We start from the raw sequence: 17,598 nt of genomic DNA on the forward strand, positions 1-17,598 counted from the left end.
CTAGTTCTGCCAGGCCGAGTGCAGGATCGCGTCCACCGCGGCCAGGCGCGCGGAGCGGACCACCGAGATCAGCGGCCGCAGTGCGTCTCCGGCGATCTGCACCTCCGACGAACTCTGCAGCCCACTCGGGATCAGCCCGCTGCTGACCGTGATGATCGCGTCGACGTGCGCGGCGTTCTCCAGCACGCGCACGGCGCGCGGCGGGGCATGGTCGGGAACCCGGTGCATGCTGAGCGAATCCAGCACCTGCTCGACGAGCCGGCGAGGATCGGCGATCTCGCCACCCGAAGCGCCGGCACGCAGCGCGCCGAGCGTGTCGGCCGCCGACCGCACCGCGTCCCGGAGCTGATACTCCGATTCGCCGAGGTCGAAGTGGCCCGGGGGCGGAACCGCGGAGAACGAGTACACGGTCCAGGACAGCCCGGTCACCTCGGCCTCGTACTCGAAATCCGCCTCGAGGCCCGGGGAGTCCGGAAAACTGTCTTCGTACTCGAAATCGGGCACCAGCCCGATGGCGCCGTCGAGACCCCCGACCACGACCGCCTCGCCGGCGGCGATCGCGTCGCGGCCGAACTGGGTGCCGGCGGGCAGACCCCGCACATCGCCGGGTACCGGCAGCGCCAGCGAGATCGTCGGTCGGTTCGCGCCGCGCGCCGAGGCGGTGCGCAGCGTCTGCAGCAGCGATACCGACGCCGCGTCGTCGAGATCCGGCCACGACAACCCGGTGCGCTCCGCGGCGGCCGAATCGTAGGCCGTCACCGAATGCCTTGGAGTCCACAGCGATAACGCATCCAGGACATCGTCGGGCGCGGCCGCGCCTGCCAGCCAGGCGTTGGCCCACACCGATAGCGAAACACTCGGGCACCACATGATGGCTGCAGTGTAGTTGTAACCGGCTCATCCAGGCGGCTGCGCGCTAGGGTGGCAGCATGCCTGTCCCGCTGATCTGGCTGATCGCAGCGCTGGTGCTGGCCGGCGCCGAGGCGCTGACCGGCGACCTGTTCCTGCTGATGCTCTCCGGCGGGGCGCTCGCCGCAGCCGGATCGAGTTTCCTTCTCGACTGGCCGATCTGGGCGGACGGCATCGTCTTTCTGATCGTCTCGGTGCTGCTCCTGGTCGGGGTGCGTCCGGCGCTCAAACGCCGGATGCAGTCGGGTACGGGTCTTCCGGAACCGGTCAAGGCGCTCGAAGGCAGGAGCGCCCTGGTTCTCGACCGGGTGGCCCATCACGAAGGACAGGTGAAGCTGGACGGTGAGGTCTGGACGGCGCGGCCTTACAACGAGAACGACGTGTACGAACCCGGCGACCACGTGACCGTCGTCCAGATCGACGGCGCCACCGCGGTCGTGTCCAAGATCGTGTGACCCGCGATCGTGTGATCTAGAGCTGGAAGGAGTCCCACGTGGACGGTGCCCTCGCAGGATTGGTTCTACTGGCGGTCCTGGTCGTGTTCGCCGCCGTCATCGTCGCGAAGTCGGTGGCGCTGATACCGCAGGCCGAGGCGGCGGTCATCGAGCGGCTGGGCCGCTACAGCAAGACCGTCTCCGGGCAGCTCACGCTGCTGCTGCCTTTCGTCGACAAGATCCGCGCCCGGGTCGACCTCCGGGAACGCGTCGTATCGTTCCCTCCTCAGCCCGTGATCACCGAGGACAACCTGACGGTCAACATCGACACCGTCGTCTACTTCCAGGTCACCAACCCGCAGGCCGCGGTCTACCAGATCAGCAACTACATCGTCGGTGTCGAGCAGTTGACCACCACCACACTGCGCAACGTCGTCGGCGGTATGACCCTGGAACAGACGCTGACCTCCCGCGACTCGATCAACGGACAACTGCGCGGCGTCCTCGACGAAGCCACCAACCGCTGGGGCCTGCGGGTGGCCCGCGTCGAGCTGCGCAGCATCGACCCGCCGCCGTCGATCCAGGATTCGATGGAGAAGCAGATGCGGGCCGACCGCGAGAAGCGCGCGATGATCCTGACCGCCGAAGGCAGTCGAGAGGCGGCGATCAAACAGGCCGAGGGCCAGAAGCAGGCGCAGATCCTGGCCGCCGAGGGCGCCAAGCAGGCCTCGATCCTCGCTGCCGAGGGTGACCGGCAGTCCCGGATGCTGCGGGCCCAGGGTGAACGCGCGGCCGCCTACCTGCAGGCGCAAGGTCAGGCCAAAGCCATCGAGAAGACCTTCGCCGCGATCAAGGCCGGCCGGCCGACTCCCGAGATGCTCGCCTACCAGTACCTGCAGACGCTCCCGCAGATGGCCAAGGGGGAAGCCAACAAGGTCTGGCTGGTGCCCAGCGACTTCGGCTCGGCGCTGCAGGGTTTCACCAAGTTGCTCGGAGCGCCGGGGGAGGACGGGGTGTTCCGGTACACGCCGTCACCCGTCGACGACGCCGGCACCCGGCCAGAGGACGACTCCGACGAGGTCGCCGACTGGTTCTCCACCGAAACCGACCCGGTGATCGCCCAGGCGGTCGCCAAGGCCGAGGCCGAGGCCCGCGCGCCCGTCCCGGGGGCCCTCGACGGACCCAAGCAGTATCCGCCGCTGTCGCAGCAGGTTCAGCCGACGGCGACGGACTACGCACAGCAACCGCGACACGGCAGCCCGGACCAGTGAGCGCGCTGACGGCGCGTCGCACCTACGCCGCGCTCGCCGCGGTCCAGGCCGCCGACGCCGCCGCCTGCGTCGGACCGGTCGCGCCGGTCGCCGAGGCGCTGGAGGCCGTCGGACTCCCGAAGCGGCTCTGGCCGGTGCTGCCCGTGGTGAAGGCCGCCTCTGCGCTGGGGCTGCTGTCGGTGTACCGCTTCCCGCGACTGGCCCGGGTCACGACGCTGATGCTGACGGTCTACTTCATGCTGGCGGCGGGCTCGCACATCCGCGCCCGGGACTGGAGTCCCGGGTTGGTCGCGGCGTCGTCCTTCCTCGCTCTCTACGGGGCGATGACGGTCACGGGGCCCGAGACGAGCTAGGAGACTGCTGAATTAGGTGTGTTGGGGGCGGGTGCCTCAGAGCGCTCTGTGGGCCGTGGTTGAGTCAAACCCGGGAGTCGACAGTTACGAGTGTCACCGCGGCCGTGTTGAGGGTGCATGTGGTGCCCGGTGAGCCAAGACCCGGCTGTGCCGGGGTCAGGCGATGGCCCAGCCAGCGCCGGTGTGGGTCAATCCCAGGGTGATTAGGCGATGTAAGTTCACCGCGGCGGCGCGATGATGCAGCCATTGATCGTTGCGGGTGACCCCGCGGTAGCGGACTTTGCGGTTGCCGCGTGTCAGCCAGGCGATGGTGCGTTCCACCATCGGGCGGTGTTGACGATATTCGTTGAGCCACCGTGGTTTTTGTGACCTCTTACGGGCAGCGCGTTGAAGTGCGTCGTGGGGCCCGATTTTCAGGCTTCTGCCGTCGATGCTGGTGGTGCACTGTGGGCGTAGCGCGCAGCCCCGGCACGCGGCCCCGAAGGTGGCGTTGCCGCGTGCGCTGATGCTCCGAGCCACTCCCGCTGGGCAGGTCACGCGATGGCCGCGGTGATCAACAGTGAAGTCATCGATGGTGAACCCGCCGGGCACAGCGGCGCGCAGGGGTGCGGGTTTGACCCGATCGCGATGACGTGACTTCCTGAGTTGAGCGCGGAAATCCCCACTGCCATAGGCCGAATCAGCCAGCACTGTCACTGGTGCACTTTCACCAGCCAGCAACTGCGGAGCCACTGCCGCGTCGTGGGTGCCGGCACCACCGGCTTTGGTCAAGGCGCAGTCGGTAATCAGGCCAGTATCGGGCTCGACCGCAATATGGGCTTTGAATCCGTCTTGGCGGCGGTGCACGCTTTTATGCGCGTGGCGGGCATCGGGATCGACGGTGGAAATCACCCGATCCTGGGCGACTCGCTGGGCGATACGCCACCGCCCATCGGTGCCATCAGAATCGTCAACAGGTTCGACGTCTTGGCCGGCGATCAACGCCAACAACGCCACCGCCTCAGCGGCGCGGACGCCGAGTTCCTGGTCAGGCAGATGACCCAGCAGCCGATGGGCATCGGTGACCAAAGCGTTGACCAACATTTCCCGGGCCGCAGCGTCATCCCAGGTGATGGCCGGTTTACCCGGGTCGTCGTAGTCGTGGGCGCTGCACTGGGACGCCACCACCTCGCCCGCTCCGGGGACCTCTCGTCGCACTCTGCGGATCGCGCCGATCAACTGGGTCACGGTGTCTTGGGTAGCTACGGCGTCGTCGAGGATCGTGGAGTCCAAGGCCCGCCGCGTCTTGCCGGTCAGTGCCCCGGTGGCGGCCACGACCGTCTTGACCGCCTCGAAGATCCGGTTCGGGCGATCCGAGGCAGCCAACCGGCGCCGCCAGTACGTCAGCGTCGTGGAATGAAACGCTCCAGCGGTGATCGGGAGCCCACAGGCGGCTTTCCACCGCAGGTCGAAGGTGACTGCATCGACGGTCTCGTTATCCGAGAGCCCGTGCAAGGCCTGCAATGTGATCACCGAAGCCATCACTTCGGCAGGCACGCTGGGACGGCCCCGCCGCGACGGGAACAGATCGGCGAACATCTCCTCGGGAAACAACTGCCTGCGGTACGCCGCCAGGAAGGCAAACACGCTGTCAGACTTCAGAAGATGCCCGGCAACCGACTCCGCATCCAAGAACTCACGCTGATCATCAGAGCGACCCTGCACCCATCAATCATCCCCAAAAACCCCAGGACAACCCCACCCGCCACGCGGGAATAATTCAGCAGTCTCCTAGGGGCGCGCGTCGGCGGCACCGGCGCGCCGGTGCGACCGGATCTCCAGCGCCAGTACCGCGAGTCCCACCAGTGCCGTGCACAGCGACACCACCAGCAGCATCGGGCTCACCCGGCCGGTCAGCGCATCACCGAGGATCACGACCGCGGCGGTACCCGGCAGCACGCCGAACAGTGTCGCCAACGTGTACGGCAGCACGCGCACCGAGGAGGCGCCTGCGGCGTAGTTGAGCACCGAGAAGGGCAGCGCGAAGATCAGCCGCGCCGACAGCACCACCGGCCAGCCGCGCTCGCGCAGCCGCTGATCGATCGCGTCGACGCGGGGGTGCTCGACGAGCTTGTGCACCTGCCAGCCCGCCGTGCGCACCAGCAGCAGCGCGATGACCGCGCTCAGCGTGCTCGCGGCCACGGCGATCGGCACGCCCAGGGCGGGACCGAACAGCAGCCCGGCAGCCAGCGTGAAAGCCGTACGCGGGAAAGGGAACACGGTGACCACGACATGGGCGACGAAGAACACCAGCGGGAACCACGGTCCGGCCGAGGTGGCCCAGTCGCGCACCTGCAGCGCGGTCGGCAGCGGCACGAAGTACGCGACTGCGACGAGAATCACAATGGTCGCCGCCATCGCGAGGAGGCGGGTCCGAGGAAGCGTGGCCAGGGTGGCCGCGACGGCAGACGCAGCGTCACGAACCGTGCTGACTACGGATTTCACGGTTACCAAGGGTACGGCGCGCACGCAAACGGGCCGGTTGCCGGCGTGGACCGGTGGGCGGACCGCCCGACGGCGGTGTGACGGCCATCATTTAGCCTGATGGCGTGCAGAAACCCAGTGCCGGCTCTGCCGGAGGTGTGGTCGACTCCGATCTGGACCGATGGCGCTCCGCTGTAGCCGCCGTCCTGGCCAAGACCACGAAGAAGGATTCCGCCGATCTGGGCCCCGAGCCCGAGCGGCTGCTGGAATCGGACACCTATGACGGCTTCCCGATCCGGCCGCTCTACACCAGTCGCGACGACGTCGGTGAAGCCGCGCTGCCCGGCAGCTGGCCGTTCGTGCGCGGCGGCGACGCCCTGCGCGATGTGAAGGCCGGCTGGAAGGTCGCCGACGTCTATCCCGTGGACGGGGCTGCCACCGACGAGGCGAACGGCTCCATCCTGCTCGGGCTCACCGAGGGCATCAGTGCGCTGGTGCTGCGGACCGGCGCGGACGCCGTGGCGCCGACCGAACTGGACCGTCTTCTCGACGGGGTGTACCTCGACCTCGTGCCGATCGTGCTGGAGGCCGATGGGCCGGCCTACGGTCCCTCGACGTCTGCTCTTCTCGGGTTGTTGACGGATTTCGACGAGGACCAGCGGTCGCGCATCTCCATCGATCTCGGGGCAGACCCGCTCGGCGCGCCGCTGGCCGGCCGGCCGGCGCCGTGTCTGGAGGAGGTCGTCGGCACTGCCAAGACATTGCTCGACCACGACGGGCACGTGCGGGCGATCACCGTGGACGGCCCGACATTCCACAATCTCGGCGCGAATGCGTCGTGGGAGTTGGGCGCGGCCGTCGCTGCGGGCGTCGCCTACCTGCGGCACCTCGTCGACGCCGGGCTGCCCACCGCTGCGGCGCTACGCCAGATCAGCTTCCGGTTCGCAGTCGATGACGACCAGTTCTCGTCGATCGCCAAACTGCGTGCGGCACGCCAACTGTGGGCCCGCATCGCCGAGGTGGTCGGGGAGCCCGACGCCGGTGCGGCGACCGTGCACGCCACCACCTCGCTACCGATGATGACCCGGCGCGATCCGTGGGTGAACATGCTGCGCACCACGGTCGCGGCGTTCGCCGCGGGCGTGGGCGGCGCCGACATCGTCTCGGTCCACCCGTTCGATGTTGCGATCGACGGCGGATTCCCCGGAACCGCACGCAGTTTCGCGCGGCGGATCGCCCGCAACACCCAGCTGCTGTTGCTCGAGGAGTCGCACATCGGCCGCGTCCTCGACCCGGCCGGCGGCTCGTGGTTCGTCGAAGACCTCACCCGCGAGCTCGCCGGGCAGGCGTGGGGGCACTTCCAGGAGATCGAGGCCAAGGGCGGATTCGAGGCGGCGCGCGAGCACATCGCCGCGCAGATCGCCGAGGTCGCGCAGCGCCGGGCCGCCGACATCGCCCACCGGCGTACCGCGCTCACCGGGGTCAACGAGTTCCCGAACCTGTCGGAAGTACCGCTGCCGCAGGGTGATCCGCTGCCGGGCGTCGTCCGCTACGCGTCGGACTTCGAAGCGCTGCGGGACCGCTCCGATGTGTTCCTCGAGCGGAACGGCGCGCGTCCGAAAGCGCTGCTGTTGCCGCTGGGCCCGCTGGCCGAGCACAACATCCGGACCACCTTCGCCTCGAACCTGCTGGCCTCCGGTGGGATCGAGGCCGTCAACCCGGGACCACTGGATGCGTCGGGGGTCGCCGCGGCGGTCTCCGAAGCCGGGGTGGCAGAGATCGCGGTCATCTGCGGGACCGACAAGCGCTACGCCGACGAGGTCTCGGCCGTCGTCGAGGCGGCCCGGGCCGCCGGTGTGCGGCACGTCCTGCTGGCGGGGCCCGAGAAGTCCGTCGCCGCTGCGGAATCCAAGCCCGACGGTCACCTGACCGCGAAGATCGATGCGGTCGAGGCCTTGTCGGACCTGCTGACCCGATTGGGGGCATGACATGACCGTCACCGAACCGCGCAAGTCGATCGACAGCTTCGCCGAGGTGCCTCTGCTCGGAGACGGCGCCGCCGCGGCGCCGACACAGGCCGAGGCCGCCGAACAGGTCACCGCTGCGGCCGCCGCCCACGGCTATGCGGCAGACCAGTCGGACTGGACGACCCCCGAGGGCATCGACGTCAAGCCCGTCTTCGTCGCGGCCGACCGCGACGACGTCGTCGGTGCGGGATATCCCCTCGACAGCCTGCCCGGTGAGCCGCCGTTCGTGCGCGGCCCGTACCCGACGATGTACGTCAACCAGCCGTGGACCATCCGTCAGTACGCCGGATTCTCGACGGCCGCGGAATCCAATGCCTTCTACCGGCGCAATCTCGCGGCCGGGCAGAAGGGTCTATCGGTCGCCTTCGACCTCGCCACCCACCGCGGCTACGACTCCGACCATCCGCGCGTCGCCGGCGACGTCGGTATGGCAGGGGTGGCCATCGACTCGATCCTGGACATGCGCCAACTGTTCGACGGCATCGATCTGTCGTCGGTGTCGGTGTCGATGACGATGAACGGCGCGGTGTTGCCGATCCTCGCGCTCTATGTGGTGGCGGCCGAGGAGCAGGGCGTGCCGCCGGAGAAGCTGGCCGGGACCATCCAGAACGACATCCTCAAAGAGTTCATGGTCCGCAACACCTACATCTATCCGCCGAAGCCGTCGATGCGCATCATCTCGGACATCTTCGGCTACACCAGCGCGAAGATGCCCAAGTTCAACAGCATCTCGATCTCCGGCTACCACATCCAGGAAGCCGGGGCGACGGCCGATCTGGAACTGGGGTACACGCTGGCCGACGGTGTCGAGTACATCAAGGCCGGCCTCGACGCCGGACTGGACATCGACAAGTTCGCGCCGCGGCTGTCCTTCTTCTGGGGGATCGGCATGAACTTCTTCATGGAGGTCGCCAAGCTGCGGGCCGGCCGGCTGCTGTGGAGCGAGCTGGTCGCCGAATTCGACCCCAAGAGCTCCAAATCGCTGTCATTGCGCACCCATTCGCAGACCTCGGGGTGGTCGCTGACCGCCCAGGACGCCTTCAACAACGTCGCCCGCACCTGCATCGAGGCGATGGCCGCGACCCAGGGGCACACCCAGTCACTGCACACCAACGCCCTCGACGAAGCGCTGGCGCTGCCGACCGATTTCTCGGCGCGCATCGCCCGCAACACCCAGCTGCTGCTGCAGCAGGAATCCGGCACGACGCGTCCGATCGACCCGTGGGGCGGTTCGTACTACGTCGAGTGGCTGACCTACCAGCTGGCCGAGAAGGCCCGCGGCCACATCCGTGAGATCGCCGAGCACGGCGGTATGGCGCAGGCCATCTCCGACGGCATCCCGAAGCTGCGTATCGAGGAGGCTGCCGCGCGGACCCAGGCCCGGATCGATTCCGGTCAGCAGCCGGTGATCGGGGTGAACAAGTACCAGGTCGACGAGGACCACGAGATCGAGGTCCTCAAGGTCGAGAACAGCCGGGTGCGCGCCGAGCAGCTCGCCAAGCTCGAGCGGCTGCGCCGGGAACGGGACGAGACTGCGACGCAGGCCGCGCTGGCCGAACTGACCCGTGCCGCAGCGGCTTCCGGGGTCGCGGGGGAGGACGGGCTGGGTAACAACCTGCTGGCACTGGCCATCGACGCCGCTCGCGCGAAGGCCACCGTCGGCGAGATCTCCGATGCGCTGGAGAAGGTCTACGGCCGGCATCAGGCCGAGATCCGCACCATCGCCGGGGTGTACCGAGATGAGGTGGGCATGGCCAGCAACGTCAGCGGCGCGACCGAGCTGGTCGAGAAGTTCGCCGAGGCCGACGGCCGCCGCCCGAGGATCCTCGTCGCGAAAATGGGCCAGGACGGTCACGACCGCGGGCAGAAGGTCATCGCGACGGCGTTCGCCGACATCGGCTTCGACGTCGACGTCGGCTCGCTGTTCTCGACGCCCGACGAGGTGGCGCGTCAGGCCGCCGACAACGACGTCCACGTGGTCGGGGTGTCCTCGCTCGCCGCCGGGCACCTGACCCTGGTGCCGGCGTTGCGCGACGCTCTCGCCGAAGTCGGCAGGCCCGACATCATGATCGTCGTCGGCGGGGTGATCCCGCCGGGTGACTTCGACGAGCTCTACGAGGCCGGCGCCACGGCGATCTTCCCGCCTGGCACCGTGATCGCCGATGCCGCGATCGGTCTGCTGAACAAGCTCGCCGAGCGCCTCGGCTACAGCCTGAGCTAGATGAGCCCGTCGATCGACGAACTGGCCGCGGCGGTGCGTGGCGGCGACAGGTCCGCGCTCGCGCGCTCGATCACCCTCGTCGAGTCGACGCGGGCCGACCACCGGCTGCGCGCCCAGGAGCTGCTGCTCGAGCTGACGCCGACGAGTTCGGATGCGGCCACCCGTGTCGGGATCACCGGCGTTCCAGGGGTGGGCAAGTCGACGACCATCGAGGCGCTCGGGATCCATCTGATCGAACGGGGGCACCGCGTCGCGGTTCTCGCGGTGGACCCGTCCTCGACACGCACCGGCGGGTCGATCCTCGGCGACAAGACCCGGATGGCGAAACTGGCGGTCCATCCCGACGCCTACATCCGGCCCTCGCCGACGTCGGGGACCCTCGGCGGGGTGGCCAAAGCGACGCGCGAGACGATCGTTTTGCTGGAGGCGGCGGGCTATGACGTCGTCCTCGTCGAGACCGTCGGTGTCGGCCAGTCCGAGGTGACGGTTGCCAACATGGTCGACACCTTCGTGTTCCTGACCCTGGCGCGCACCGGTGACCAACTGCAGGGCATCAAGAAGGGCGTCCTCGAGCTCGCCGATGTCATCGTGGTCAACAAGGCCGACGGCGAGCACGCGGTGGAGGCCAAAGCGGCCGCGCGTGAACTCTCCGGCGCCATCCGTCTGATCTACCCACGTGAAACCCTTTGGCGCCCACCGGTTCTCACAATGAGTGCCCTCACCGGCGCCGGACTCTCGGAACTGTGGGAGACCGTTCTCAAGCACCGCAAGGTGCTCACCGAGGCCGGCGAGTTCGAGGCACGACGCCGCACTCAGCAGGTCGAATGGACCTGGTCGATGGTGCGGGACACCGTGCTGGACCGGGTGATGTCGAGCCCGTCGGTGCGGGCGATCCGAGGGGACGTGGAGCGTCGGGTCCGCGAGGGCGAACTGACGCCGGCGCTTGCTGCGCAGCAGATCCTCGACGCCGCCGCCGACACTGCCGGCACCCGCAGCTAACAAATCGGTAACAGCGAGATTGTTTGCCCTGGGGCGGGGTAAATTCAAACTGTGACGGGCGTCAACTCCCGGGAGCGCGATGAGGCGCTCTCACACGGCCACGGTGGGCATCTGCCCCGCGGCGTCCAAGGCGCTGCCGATCCCAACTTCACCTGTGCGGTCCGCGCGTTCGCGCAGATGTTCCCGCACCGCAGGTTCGGCGGCGGCGCACTGGCGGTGTACCTCAACGGTGAGCCCGTCGTCGACGTCTGGACCGGCTGGGCCGACCGCAGGGGCAAGCGCCGCTGGACGGCCGACACCGCACCGATGGTCTTCTCGGCGACCAAGGGTGTGGCCGCCACCGTCATCCACCGCCTCGCCGATCGCGGCCTGATCGATTACGACGCCCCGGTCGCCGAGTACTGGCGCGAGTTCGGCGTCAACGGCAAGTCGACGATCACGGTGCGCGAGTTGATGCGGCATCGCGCCGGCCTGTCGCAACTCAACGGCGCGGCGAAGACCGACCTGATGGACCACCTCGTGATGGAGGAGCGGCTCGCGGCCGCGCCGGCGAGCTGGCTCGTCGGACGCCCGGCCTATCACGCCTTCACGTTCGGCTGGCTGCTCTCGGGTCTGGCCCGGTCGGTCACCGGGACGGGTATGCGCGAACTCATCCGTACCGAGGTGGCCGCACCGCTCAACACCGACGGCATCCACCTGGGGCGCCCGCCGGTGCAGGCGCCGACCCAGCCGGCGCGCATCATCGGCCCGCAGACCCGTCTGCAGAACCCGATCTTCAACGCCGTCGCGCCACACATCGCCGCGCTGCCGTTCTCGGCGGGGTTCGGGGCGATGTATTTCCCGGGTGTGAAGAGCTTCGTGCAGGGCGACACGCCGCTGCTCGACGGCGAGATTCCGGCCGCGAACGGCGTCGCCACGGCCCGTGCGCTGGCGCGTATGTACGGCGCGATCGCCAACGAAGGCCGAATCGACGGCCTGCAGTATCTGTCGCGGGAGACGACCGCGGCCCTCGCCGGACGGCGGAGCCTGCGGTTGGACCACAGCATGGTGATGCCGCTGTCGTTCCATCTCGGATACCACGGTCTACCGATCCCCGGTCTCCTTCCCGGTTTCGGCCATGTGGGCCTCGGGGGTTCGCTGGGGTGGGCCGATCCGGAGACCGGCCTGGCGTTCGGATTCGTCCACAATCGTTTGCTGACACCGATGGTGGTCAGTGATCAGGCCGGCTTCGTCGCGACGGCTGCGCTACTTCGCCGCGGAGCCTCCCAGGCCCGGAAGAACGGTTATCGCCGGGTGCGTGAGTACGGCTCCCCGTTCAGCGGCGTCGCCGCCGCCGCGGTGTAACCGGTCGCCTCGTTCGACGAGGGCGCCGGTCGGACTACCTGGCGGCGTTCGAGAACCACTTCGTCTTGATCCGCCACGAATGCGCCGAGGTCAGTGCGAAGCCCGCACCGCAGGCACACGCAAAAATCCAGACCAGAGTGCTTCCCTGTACTGTCTGCAGGGCTGGGACGAACGCGGTGATGACGCGGACCAGACAGGCGAGGATGCCCATCACCGACGCGAAGAGATACACATTGGCGATCGGGCGCGACCGGGGATCGGTGCGCAGTATCAGCAGTGCCCGCGAGCCGTAGCCGAGAAGGTAGATCAACATCCCGCACAGCATCAGCCAGTACAGGTTGAGCCACAGATCGGTCGGCACGTCGAAGAAGTCGGGGCGGTAGATCGCGGCGCCGTTGCCGAGCCAGAAGGCGGCGAGTAGTAGCGGGATGCACAGGGTCGCGGGCAGTTCGACGTGTCGCCGGAACCGTTGCTGCATTGCGTCGTCCCGCTCAAGTCTGCCGACCGTGTTGTACACAACGGCCGACGCGGCGACGATGTAGCAATCGTGCCCGAGGTAGTCCTCCAGGTTCCACTTGCCGGTCATCGAGTACAGCCACGGGCCGAGCGTCTGCGACGCCAGCGGCGACATCAGCAATACCGCCGCACCTTGTAATGCGATATTCAGTGTCGCGGCGACTTCCCAGCGACACGACCATGTGACGCGACGAATCCACAGGCTCCACGCGATACACAGAAGTGTGATCACGATGAGTGAGGCCAGTGCCATGGAATTTCGCTTTCAGGCGGACGATTTCAGCAAATTGTGTGCCGGCGAGCGGCTACAGCGGGGGAGCATCCAGGCGGGGCGTCAGATCAGCCAACCTTGTGCGTTGCGTTGTACCAGCCTTTACAGAGGTCTCGGGTAGTGTAACGACCGCGTGGGCTGCGGATCCCGTCGCCTCGACGTACTGCCACACCTCCTGCCGACTCATCAGGCCGAATTGAATTTGTAAATCCGGATAGCTAAGCGAAAAGCGGTCGGCCACGAGGCGAAGTTCCTCGGCATTCGGATAATCCGCTTCTTTAATTCGGCGGTAATAAGTGCTGCTGGAAATTCCGAGTGCGTCAAATATATCTTTGGTGTCGATTTCTCCGTCCAGGAGATAGTCGAGCAGCGCTTTGAGCTGTCTGCCGTTCTCATCCGTGCGGGGCATGGGAACACCATATCGCCTGATCCCCGCTGTGGGCACACCCTCCCGGCAAATAATCGACCGACCCCTTAGCGACCCAGTCGTCACAGTTTTGGGAGCTTTCTCCCAATTTTGGGACATTCGCTGTACGGTAAGGCCATGGTCGCTCCATACATCACGGGTGAGGTCAAACAACGGCCTCTCCGCTCCGCGCCGGCAGCGCTGGATGTCTTCGATCACTCTTCGATCGACGCGTTGCCTCATCAGCTAGAGAAGTTCAGCACCACTCCGTCGTCTGAACTGACCGAGGAAGTCGAAGCATCCGCCGAATGGCTCGGAGTTCCCATCGAGGAGATCCTGCTCGCCGCCTTGGGCCGCACGCTGGGCAGGACCCGTGGCGAGGGAAACATCACCATCGACGTCACCGGTGGCAACCGTTGGCTCAGTCAGCCCGCGGCCATCTTCTGCTCGGCTGACCCGGCGCTTTCTCCCACCGACATCCTGCAGAGCGCCCACACCGCACTCGTGTCCTCACCGCGCCGCAGCGCGGAGCCCGCGGACGTGTTGTTGAACGTCTCCGTCGGGTCTCTTCTCGACGCGCCCGCCGGACGCGCACTGGAGCTCCGGGTGCAACGCCTCGACGGCGGACTGCAGATCGACTGGTGGTACGACGCGCAGCGCTTCGACCCGTACTCGATCGAAGAGATGGCCGAGCAGTTCCCCCAGGCCGTCATCGACATCACCTCGGACGCGTCCGCGCCCCTGTGACCGGGCGCCGCTAAGCTGTCTCCATCGGCGTCGATCCGGCCATCACCGGGGAGCCTTCGGAAGAACAGCCGCGACGTCATCGTCGAGCCGATCGTGGCCCAGTAGAACCGAACGGTCGGGCCCGTCACCGCCCTGATTTGAGCGGCGCACGATCTCTGTGCGCAAGCGGGGTGGTACCGCGGCGCTCGCGCACCGGCGCGACGTTCGTCCCCGTGCCTGGTTGTTCGAATGGCACAGGAGACGCACGACGTGACCGCATATCCCAAACCCACTTCCGGCGCTCCGAAGTTTCCGGGGCTCGAAGCCGAGGTGCTGCAGTACTGGGACAGCGACGACACCTTCCGCGCGAGCATCGCGCAGCGCGACGGTGCCCCGGAGTTCGTCTTCTACGACGGCCCGCCGTTCGCCAACGGCCTCCCGCACTACGGTCATCTGCTGACGGGCTACGTCAAGGACATCGTCCCGCGCTACCGCACGATGCGGGGCTACAAGGTCGAGCGCCGGTTCGGGTGGGACACCCACGGTCTGCCCGCCGAGCTCGAGGTGCAGCGCCAACTCGGCATCACCGACAAGGCGCAGATCGAACAGATGGGCATCGAGAAGTTCAACGACGCCTGCCGCGCCTCGGTGCTCAAGTACACCGACGAGTGGCGTGACTATGTGACACGCCAGGCGCGCTGGGTCGACTTCGACAACGATTACAAGACCCTCGACATCGGCTTCATGGAGTCGGTGATCTGGGTGTTCAAGCAGCTCTGGGACAAGGGGCTCGCCTACGAGGGCAACCGCGTCCTGCCGTACTGCTGGAACGACGAGACGCCGCTGTCCAGCCACGAACTCCGGATGGACGACGACGTCTACCAGAACCGGCAGGACCCGGCGCTCACGGTGGGCTTCCGGATCAGTTCCGGCGAGCTTGAGGGCGCCTACCTCCTGGTCTGGACGACGACCCCGTGGACGCTGCCGTCCAACCAGGCGGTCGCGGTCAATCCCGACGTCACGTATGTAGTCGTGGAGTCCGACGGTCGGCGCTACGTGTTGGCCGAGGCGCGGCTGGCCGCATACGCCCGCGAGTTCGGCGAGGAGCCGGCCGTGGTCGCGACCTATCGGGGGGCCGACCTGCTCGACGTGGGCTACGTGCCGCCGTTCCCGTATTTCATGGACTCGCCCAACGCCTTTCGGGTGCTTCCAGCCGAGTTCGTCAGTACCGAGGACGGCACCGGCCTGGTGCACATGTCGCCGGCGTACGGCGAGGACGACATGGCCACCGCCCAGGCCGGCGGCATCGACGCAGTGACACCGGTCGACGCGAAAGGACGGTTTGACGCGAGTGTGCCGGACTACGCCGGCCAGCACGTCTTCGACGCCAACCCGCAGATCATCCGCGACCTGAAGAACGGCACCGGGGCTGCGGCGACCAACGGGGCGGTGCTGCTGCGGCACGACAGCTACGAGCACTCCTACCCGCACTGCTGGCGCTGCCGCAACCCGTTGATCTACCGCGCCGTGTCGTCGTGGTTCGTCAAGGTGACCCAGTTCCGCGACCGGATGGTCGAGCTGAACCAGGAGATCACCTGGTATCCCGAGCACGTCAAGGACGGGCAGTTCGGTAAGTGGCTGCAGGGCGCGCGCGACTGGTCGATCTCGCGGAACCGGTACTGGGGCACCCCGATTCCGGTGTGGAAGTCCGACGATCCCGCCTACCCCCGCATCGATGTCTACGGCAGCCTCGACGAGCTGGAACGTGATTTCGGGGTGCGGCCGGACAATCTGCACCGGCCGTTCATCGACGAGCTCACCCGCCCCAATCCCGACGACCCGACCGGCAGATCCACGATGCGCCGCATCGAGGACGTGCTCGACGTGTGGTTCGACTCGGGGTCGATGCCGTACGGGCAGGTGCACTATCCGTTCGAGAACCAGCAGTGGTTCGAGTCGCACTACCCGGGCGACTTCATCGTCGAGTACATCGGCCAGACCCGCGGCTGGTTCTACACGCTGCACGTGCTGGCCACCGCGCTGTTCGACCGGCCGGCCTTCCGCACGTGCGTGTCGCACGGCATCGTGTTGGGCAACGACGGCCAGAAGATGAGCAAGTCGCTGCGCAACTACCCCGACGTCTCCGAGGTGTTCGACCGTGACGGCTCCGACGCGATGCGCTGGTTCCTGATGGCGTCGCCGATCCTGCGCGGCGGCAATCTGATCGTCACCGAGCAGGGCATCCGCGAGGGCGTGCGCCAGGTGCTGCTACCGCTGTGGAACGCCTACACCTTCCTGGCGCTGTACGCACCGGAGAAGGGGACGTGGCGCACCGACTCGACCCACGTCCTGGACCGCTACATCCTGGCCAAGCTCGCACAGCTGCGCGACGATCTGACCGCGTCGCTGGATGTCTGCGACATCTCGCAGGCCTGCGATCAGCTGCGCCAGTTCACCGAGGCGCTGACGAACTGGTATGTGCGCCGGTCACGTTCGCGGTTCTGGGACGAGGACGCCGACGCGATCGACACACTGCACACCGTGCTGGAGGTGACCGGACGGCTGGCGGCGCCGCTGCTGCCGCTGATCACCGAGGTGATCTGGCGTGGTGTCACAGGGGAGAGGTCGGTGCACCTGACCGACTGGCCCGAGGCGGGAGTGCTGCCCGCGGACCCGCGGCTGGTCGCCGACATGGACCTGGTGCGCGATGTCGCCTCGGCGGGGTCGTCTCTGCGCAAGGCCCAGAAGCTGCGTGTCCGGCTGCCGCTGCTGAAGCTGACCGTCGCGGTGCAGGATCCGGGACGCCTTGAGCCGTACCGGGATCTGATCGCCGACGAGCTCAACGTCAAGGCGGTGGAGCTGACCGATGACATCGCCGCGCACGGGCGGTTCGAGCTGGCGGTCAACGCGCGCGTCGCGGGACCGCGCATCGGCAGGGACGTGCAGGCCGCGATCAAGGCCGTCAAGGCCGGCGAGGCCGTCGTCAACGATGACGGCACGCTCACCGCCGGTCCTGCGGTGCTGCTCCCCGAGGAGTTCAGCTCCAAGCTGGTGGCCGCCGACGAGGCGTTCACCGCGGCACTACCCGGCGGCGCCGGGCTGGTGGTCCTCGACGGCACGGTCACCCCGGAGCTGGAGGCCGAGGGCTGGGCCAAGGACCGGATCAGGGAGCTGCAGGAACTGCGCAAGTCGACGGGGCTCGACGTCTCCGACCGGATCTCGGTGGTGATGTCGGTGCCCTCGACCCATCAGCAGTGGGCGCAGACCCATCGTGACCTGATCGCGGGGGAGATCCTCGCGACCAGCTTCGAGTTCGGTGAGCCCGACGGGGCGACGGAGATCGGCGACGGCGTGCGGGTGGCGATCGCCAAGGCGTGACCCCCGGTTCGGTTCAGCTCCGTGCGACGCGCGCGCGGTGGCCGGCGAGCCCGACGACGTCGCCGGGGTGCAGCTGCCGGCCGCGACGACGCTCGACCTCGCCGTTCACGGTGACCTCGCCGTCGGCGATCACCGTCTTGGCGTCCGCGCCGGAGTCGATCAGGTTCGCCAGCTTGAGGAACTGGCCGAGCCGGATCGTGTCGTCGCGGATCGCGACCTCGGACGGTTCGCCGCTCGGGTGTGCCATGGCGGCCACGGTATCGGCACGCCCTAGCATCGG

15 protein-coding genes are annotated in these 17,598 nt (G+C 67.7%); 9 read left to right on the top strand and 6 right to left on the bottom strand.

The features are described 5' to 3' along the window. Nucleotides 1-870, bottom strand: coding sequence for an Rv1486c family protein (locus tag DYE23_RS13060; RefSeq protein ID WP_011894512.1), 870 nt, complete (start codon nucleotides 868-870; stop codon nucleotides 1-3). 59 nt (nucleotides 871-929) lie between these two features. On the opposite strand from DYE23_RS13060, the gene DYE23_RS13065 reads away from it, so the two are divergent. Genes DYE23_RS13065 through DYE23_RS13075 form a run of 3 tightly spaced genes read left to right on the top strand, consistent with a single transcriptional unit; the run spans nucleotide 930 to nucleotide 2,967 of the window. Continuing rightward, nucleotides 930-1,364: an NfeD family protein gene (locus tag DYE23_RS13065; protein WP_011894511.1), complete on the top strand. Its 435-nt coding sequence runs from the start codon at nucleotides 930-932 to the stop codon at nucleotides 1,362-1,364. A gap of 38 nt (nucleotides 1,365-1,402) precedes the next feature. Beyond that, on the top strand, nucleotides 1,403-2,614 hold the full coding sequence (locus DYE23_RS13070) for an SPFH domain-containing protein (protein ID WP_011894510.1): 1,212 nt from the start codon (nucleotides 1,403-1,405) through the stop codon (nucleotides 2,612-2,614). After that, entirely contained in the window at nucleotides 2,611-2,967 is a 357-nt protein-coding gene (locus DYE23_RS13075; protein WP_099961418.1) for a DoxX family protein, read from the top strand. Before DYE23_RS13070 ends, DYE23_RS13075 begins: the two co-directional genes overlap by 4 nt. Nucleotides 2,968-3,123: 156 nt before the next feature. Here DYE23_RS13075 and DYE23_RS13080 read toward each other — a convergent pair whose 3' ends face one another. Beyond that, nucleotides 3,124-4,671 carry an IS1182-like element ISMgi3 family transposase gene (locus DYE23_RS13080; RefSeq protein ID WP_011892097.1) on the bottom strand — a complete coding sequence of 516 codons (1,548 nt, stop codon included), beginning with the start codon at nucleotides 4,669-4,671 and terminating at the stop codon, nucleotides 3,124-3,126. A gap of 66 nt (nucleotides 4,672-4,737) precedes the next feature. Further along, nucleotides 4,738-5,451, bottom strand: coding sequence for a TVP38/TMEM64 family protein (locus DYE23_RS13085; RefSeq protein ID WP_041787924.1), 714 nt, complete (start codon nucleotides 5,449-5,451; stop codon nucleotides 4,738-4,740). A 104-nt stretch (nucleotides 5,452-5,555) separates the two neighbouring features. Between DYE23_RS13085 and mutA the strand changes: the two genes are divergently transcribed. Genes mutA through lipL form a run of 4 tightly spaced genes read left to right on the top strand, consistent with a single transcriptional unit; the run spans nucleotide 5,556 to nucleotide 12,021 of the window. Beyond that, nucleotides 5,556-7,418, top strand: a complete 1,863-nt coding sequence (gene mutA, locus DYE23_RS13090) for a methylmalonyl-CoA mutase small subunit (protein ID WP_115327359.1) — start codon at nucleotides 5,556-5,558, stop codon at nucleotides 7,416-7,418. A 1-nt stretch (nucleotide 7,419) separates the two neighbouring features. Next, nucleotides 7,420-9,678 (top strand): methylmalonyl-CoA mutase, encoded by a 2,259-nt coding sequence (scpA, locus tag DYE23_RS13095; protein WP_115327360.1) that lies wholly within the window; start codon nucleotides 7,420-7,422, stop codon nucleotides 9,676-9,678. Continuing rightward, nucleotides 9,679-10,677, top strand: a complete 999-nt coding sequence (gene meaB / locus DYE23_RS13100; RefSeq protein WP_011894505.1) for a methylmalonyl Co-A mutase-associated GTPase MeaB — start codon at nucleotides 9,679-9,681, stop codon at nucleotides 10,675-10,677. It begins immediately after the preceding gene. Nucleotides 10,678-10,728: 51 nt separating this feature from the next. After that, nucleotides 10,729-12,021: an esterase/beta-lactamase LipL gene (gene lipL, locus DYE23_RS13105; RefSeq protein WP_115327361.1), complete on the top strand. Its 1,293-nt coding sequence runs from the start codon at nucleotides 10,729-10,731 to the stop codon at nucleotides 12,019-12,021. A 34-nt stretch (nucleotides 12,022-12,055) separates the two neighbouring features. Here lipL and DYE23_RS13110 read toward each other — a convergent pair whose 3' ends face one another. Both DYE23_RS13110 and DYE23_RS13115 read right to left on the bottom strand, forming a co-directional pair. Further along, a complete protein-coding gene (locus DYE23_RS13110; protein ID WP_011894503.1) occupies nucleotides 12,056-12,790 on the bottom strand; it encodes a hypothetical protein in 735 nt (244 codons plus the stop codon). A 52-nt stretch (nucleotides 12,791-12,842) separates the two neighbouring features. Further along, nucleotides 12,843-13,217 (bottom strand): hypothetical protein, encoded by a 375-nt coding sequence (locus DYE23_RS13115; protein WP_013471818.1) that lies wholly within the window; start codon nucleotides 13,215-13,217, stop codon nucleotides 12,843-12,845. Nucleotides 13,218-13,352: 135 nt separating this feature from the next. Between DYE23_RS13115 and DYE23_RS13120 the strand changes: the two genes are divergently transcribed. Together DYE23_RS13120 and ileS are read left to right on the top strand one after the other, a co-directional pair. Then, on the top strand, nucleotides 13,353-13,961 hold the full coding sequence (locus DYE23_RS13120) for a hypothetical protein (RefSeq protein ID WP_013471817.1): 609 nt from the start codon (nucleotides 13,353-13,355) through the stop codon (nucleotides 13,959-13,961). 249 nt (nucleotides 13,962-14,210) lie between these two features. Continuing rightward, a complete protein-coding gene (gene ileS, locus DYE23_RS13125) occupies nucleotides 14,211-17,318 on the top strand; it encodes an isoleucine--tRNA ligase (protein WP_115328952.1) in 3,108 nt (1,035 codons plus the stop codon). A gap of 13 nt (nucleotides 17,319-17,331) precedes the next feature. On the opposite strand, the gene DYE23_RS13130 is transcribed toward ileS, so the two are convergent. Then, nucleotides 17,332-17,565 carry an RNA-binding S4 domain-containing protein gene (locus DYE23_RS13130; protein WP_013471815.1) on the bottom strand — a complete coding sequence of 78 codons (234 nt, stop codon included), beginning with the start codon at nucleotides 17,563-17,565 and terminating at the stop codon, nucleotides 17,332-17,334. Nucleotides 17,566-17,598: the final 33 nt, after the last annotated feature.

The sequence above is a fragment of the Mycolicibacterium gilvum genome (assembly GCF_900454025.1).
GTDB lineage: Bacteria > Actinomycetota > Actinomycetes > Mycobacteriales > Mycobacteriaceae > Mycobacterium > Mycobacterium gilvum.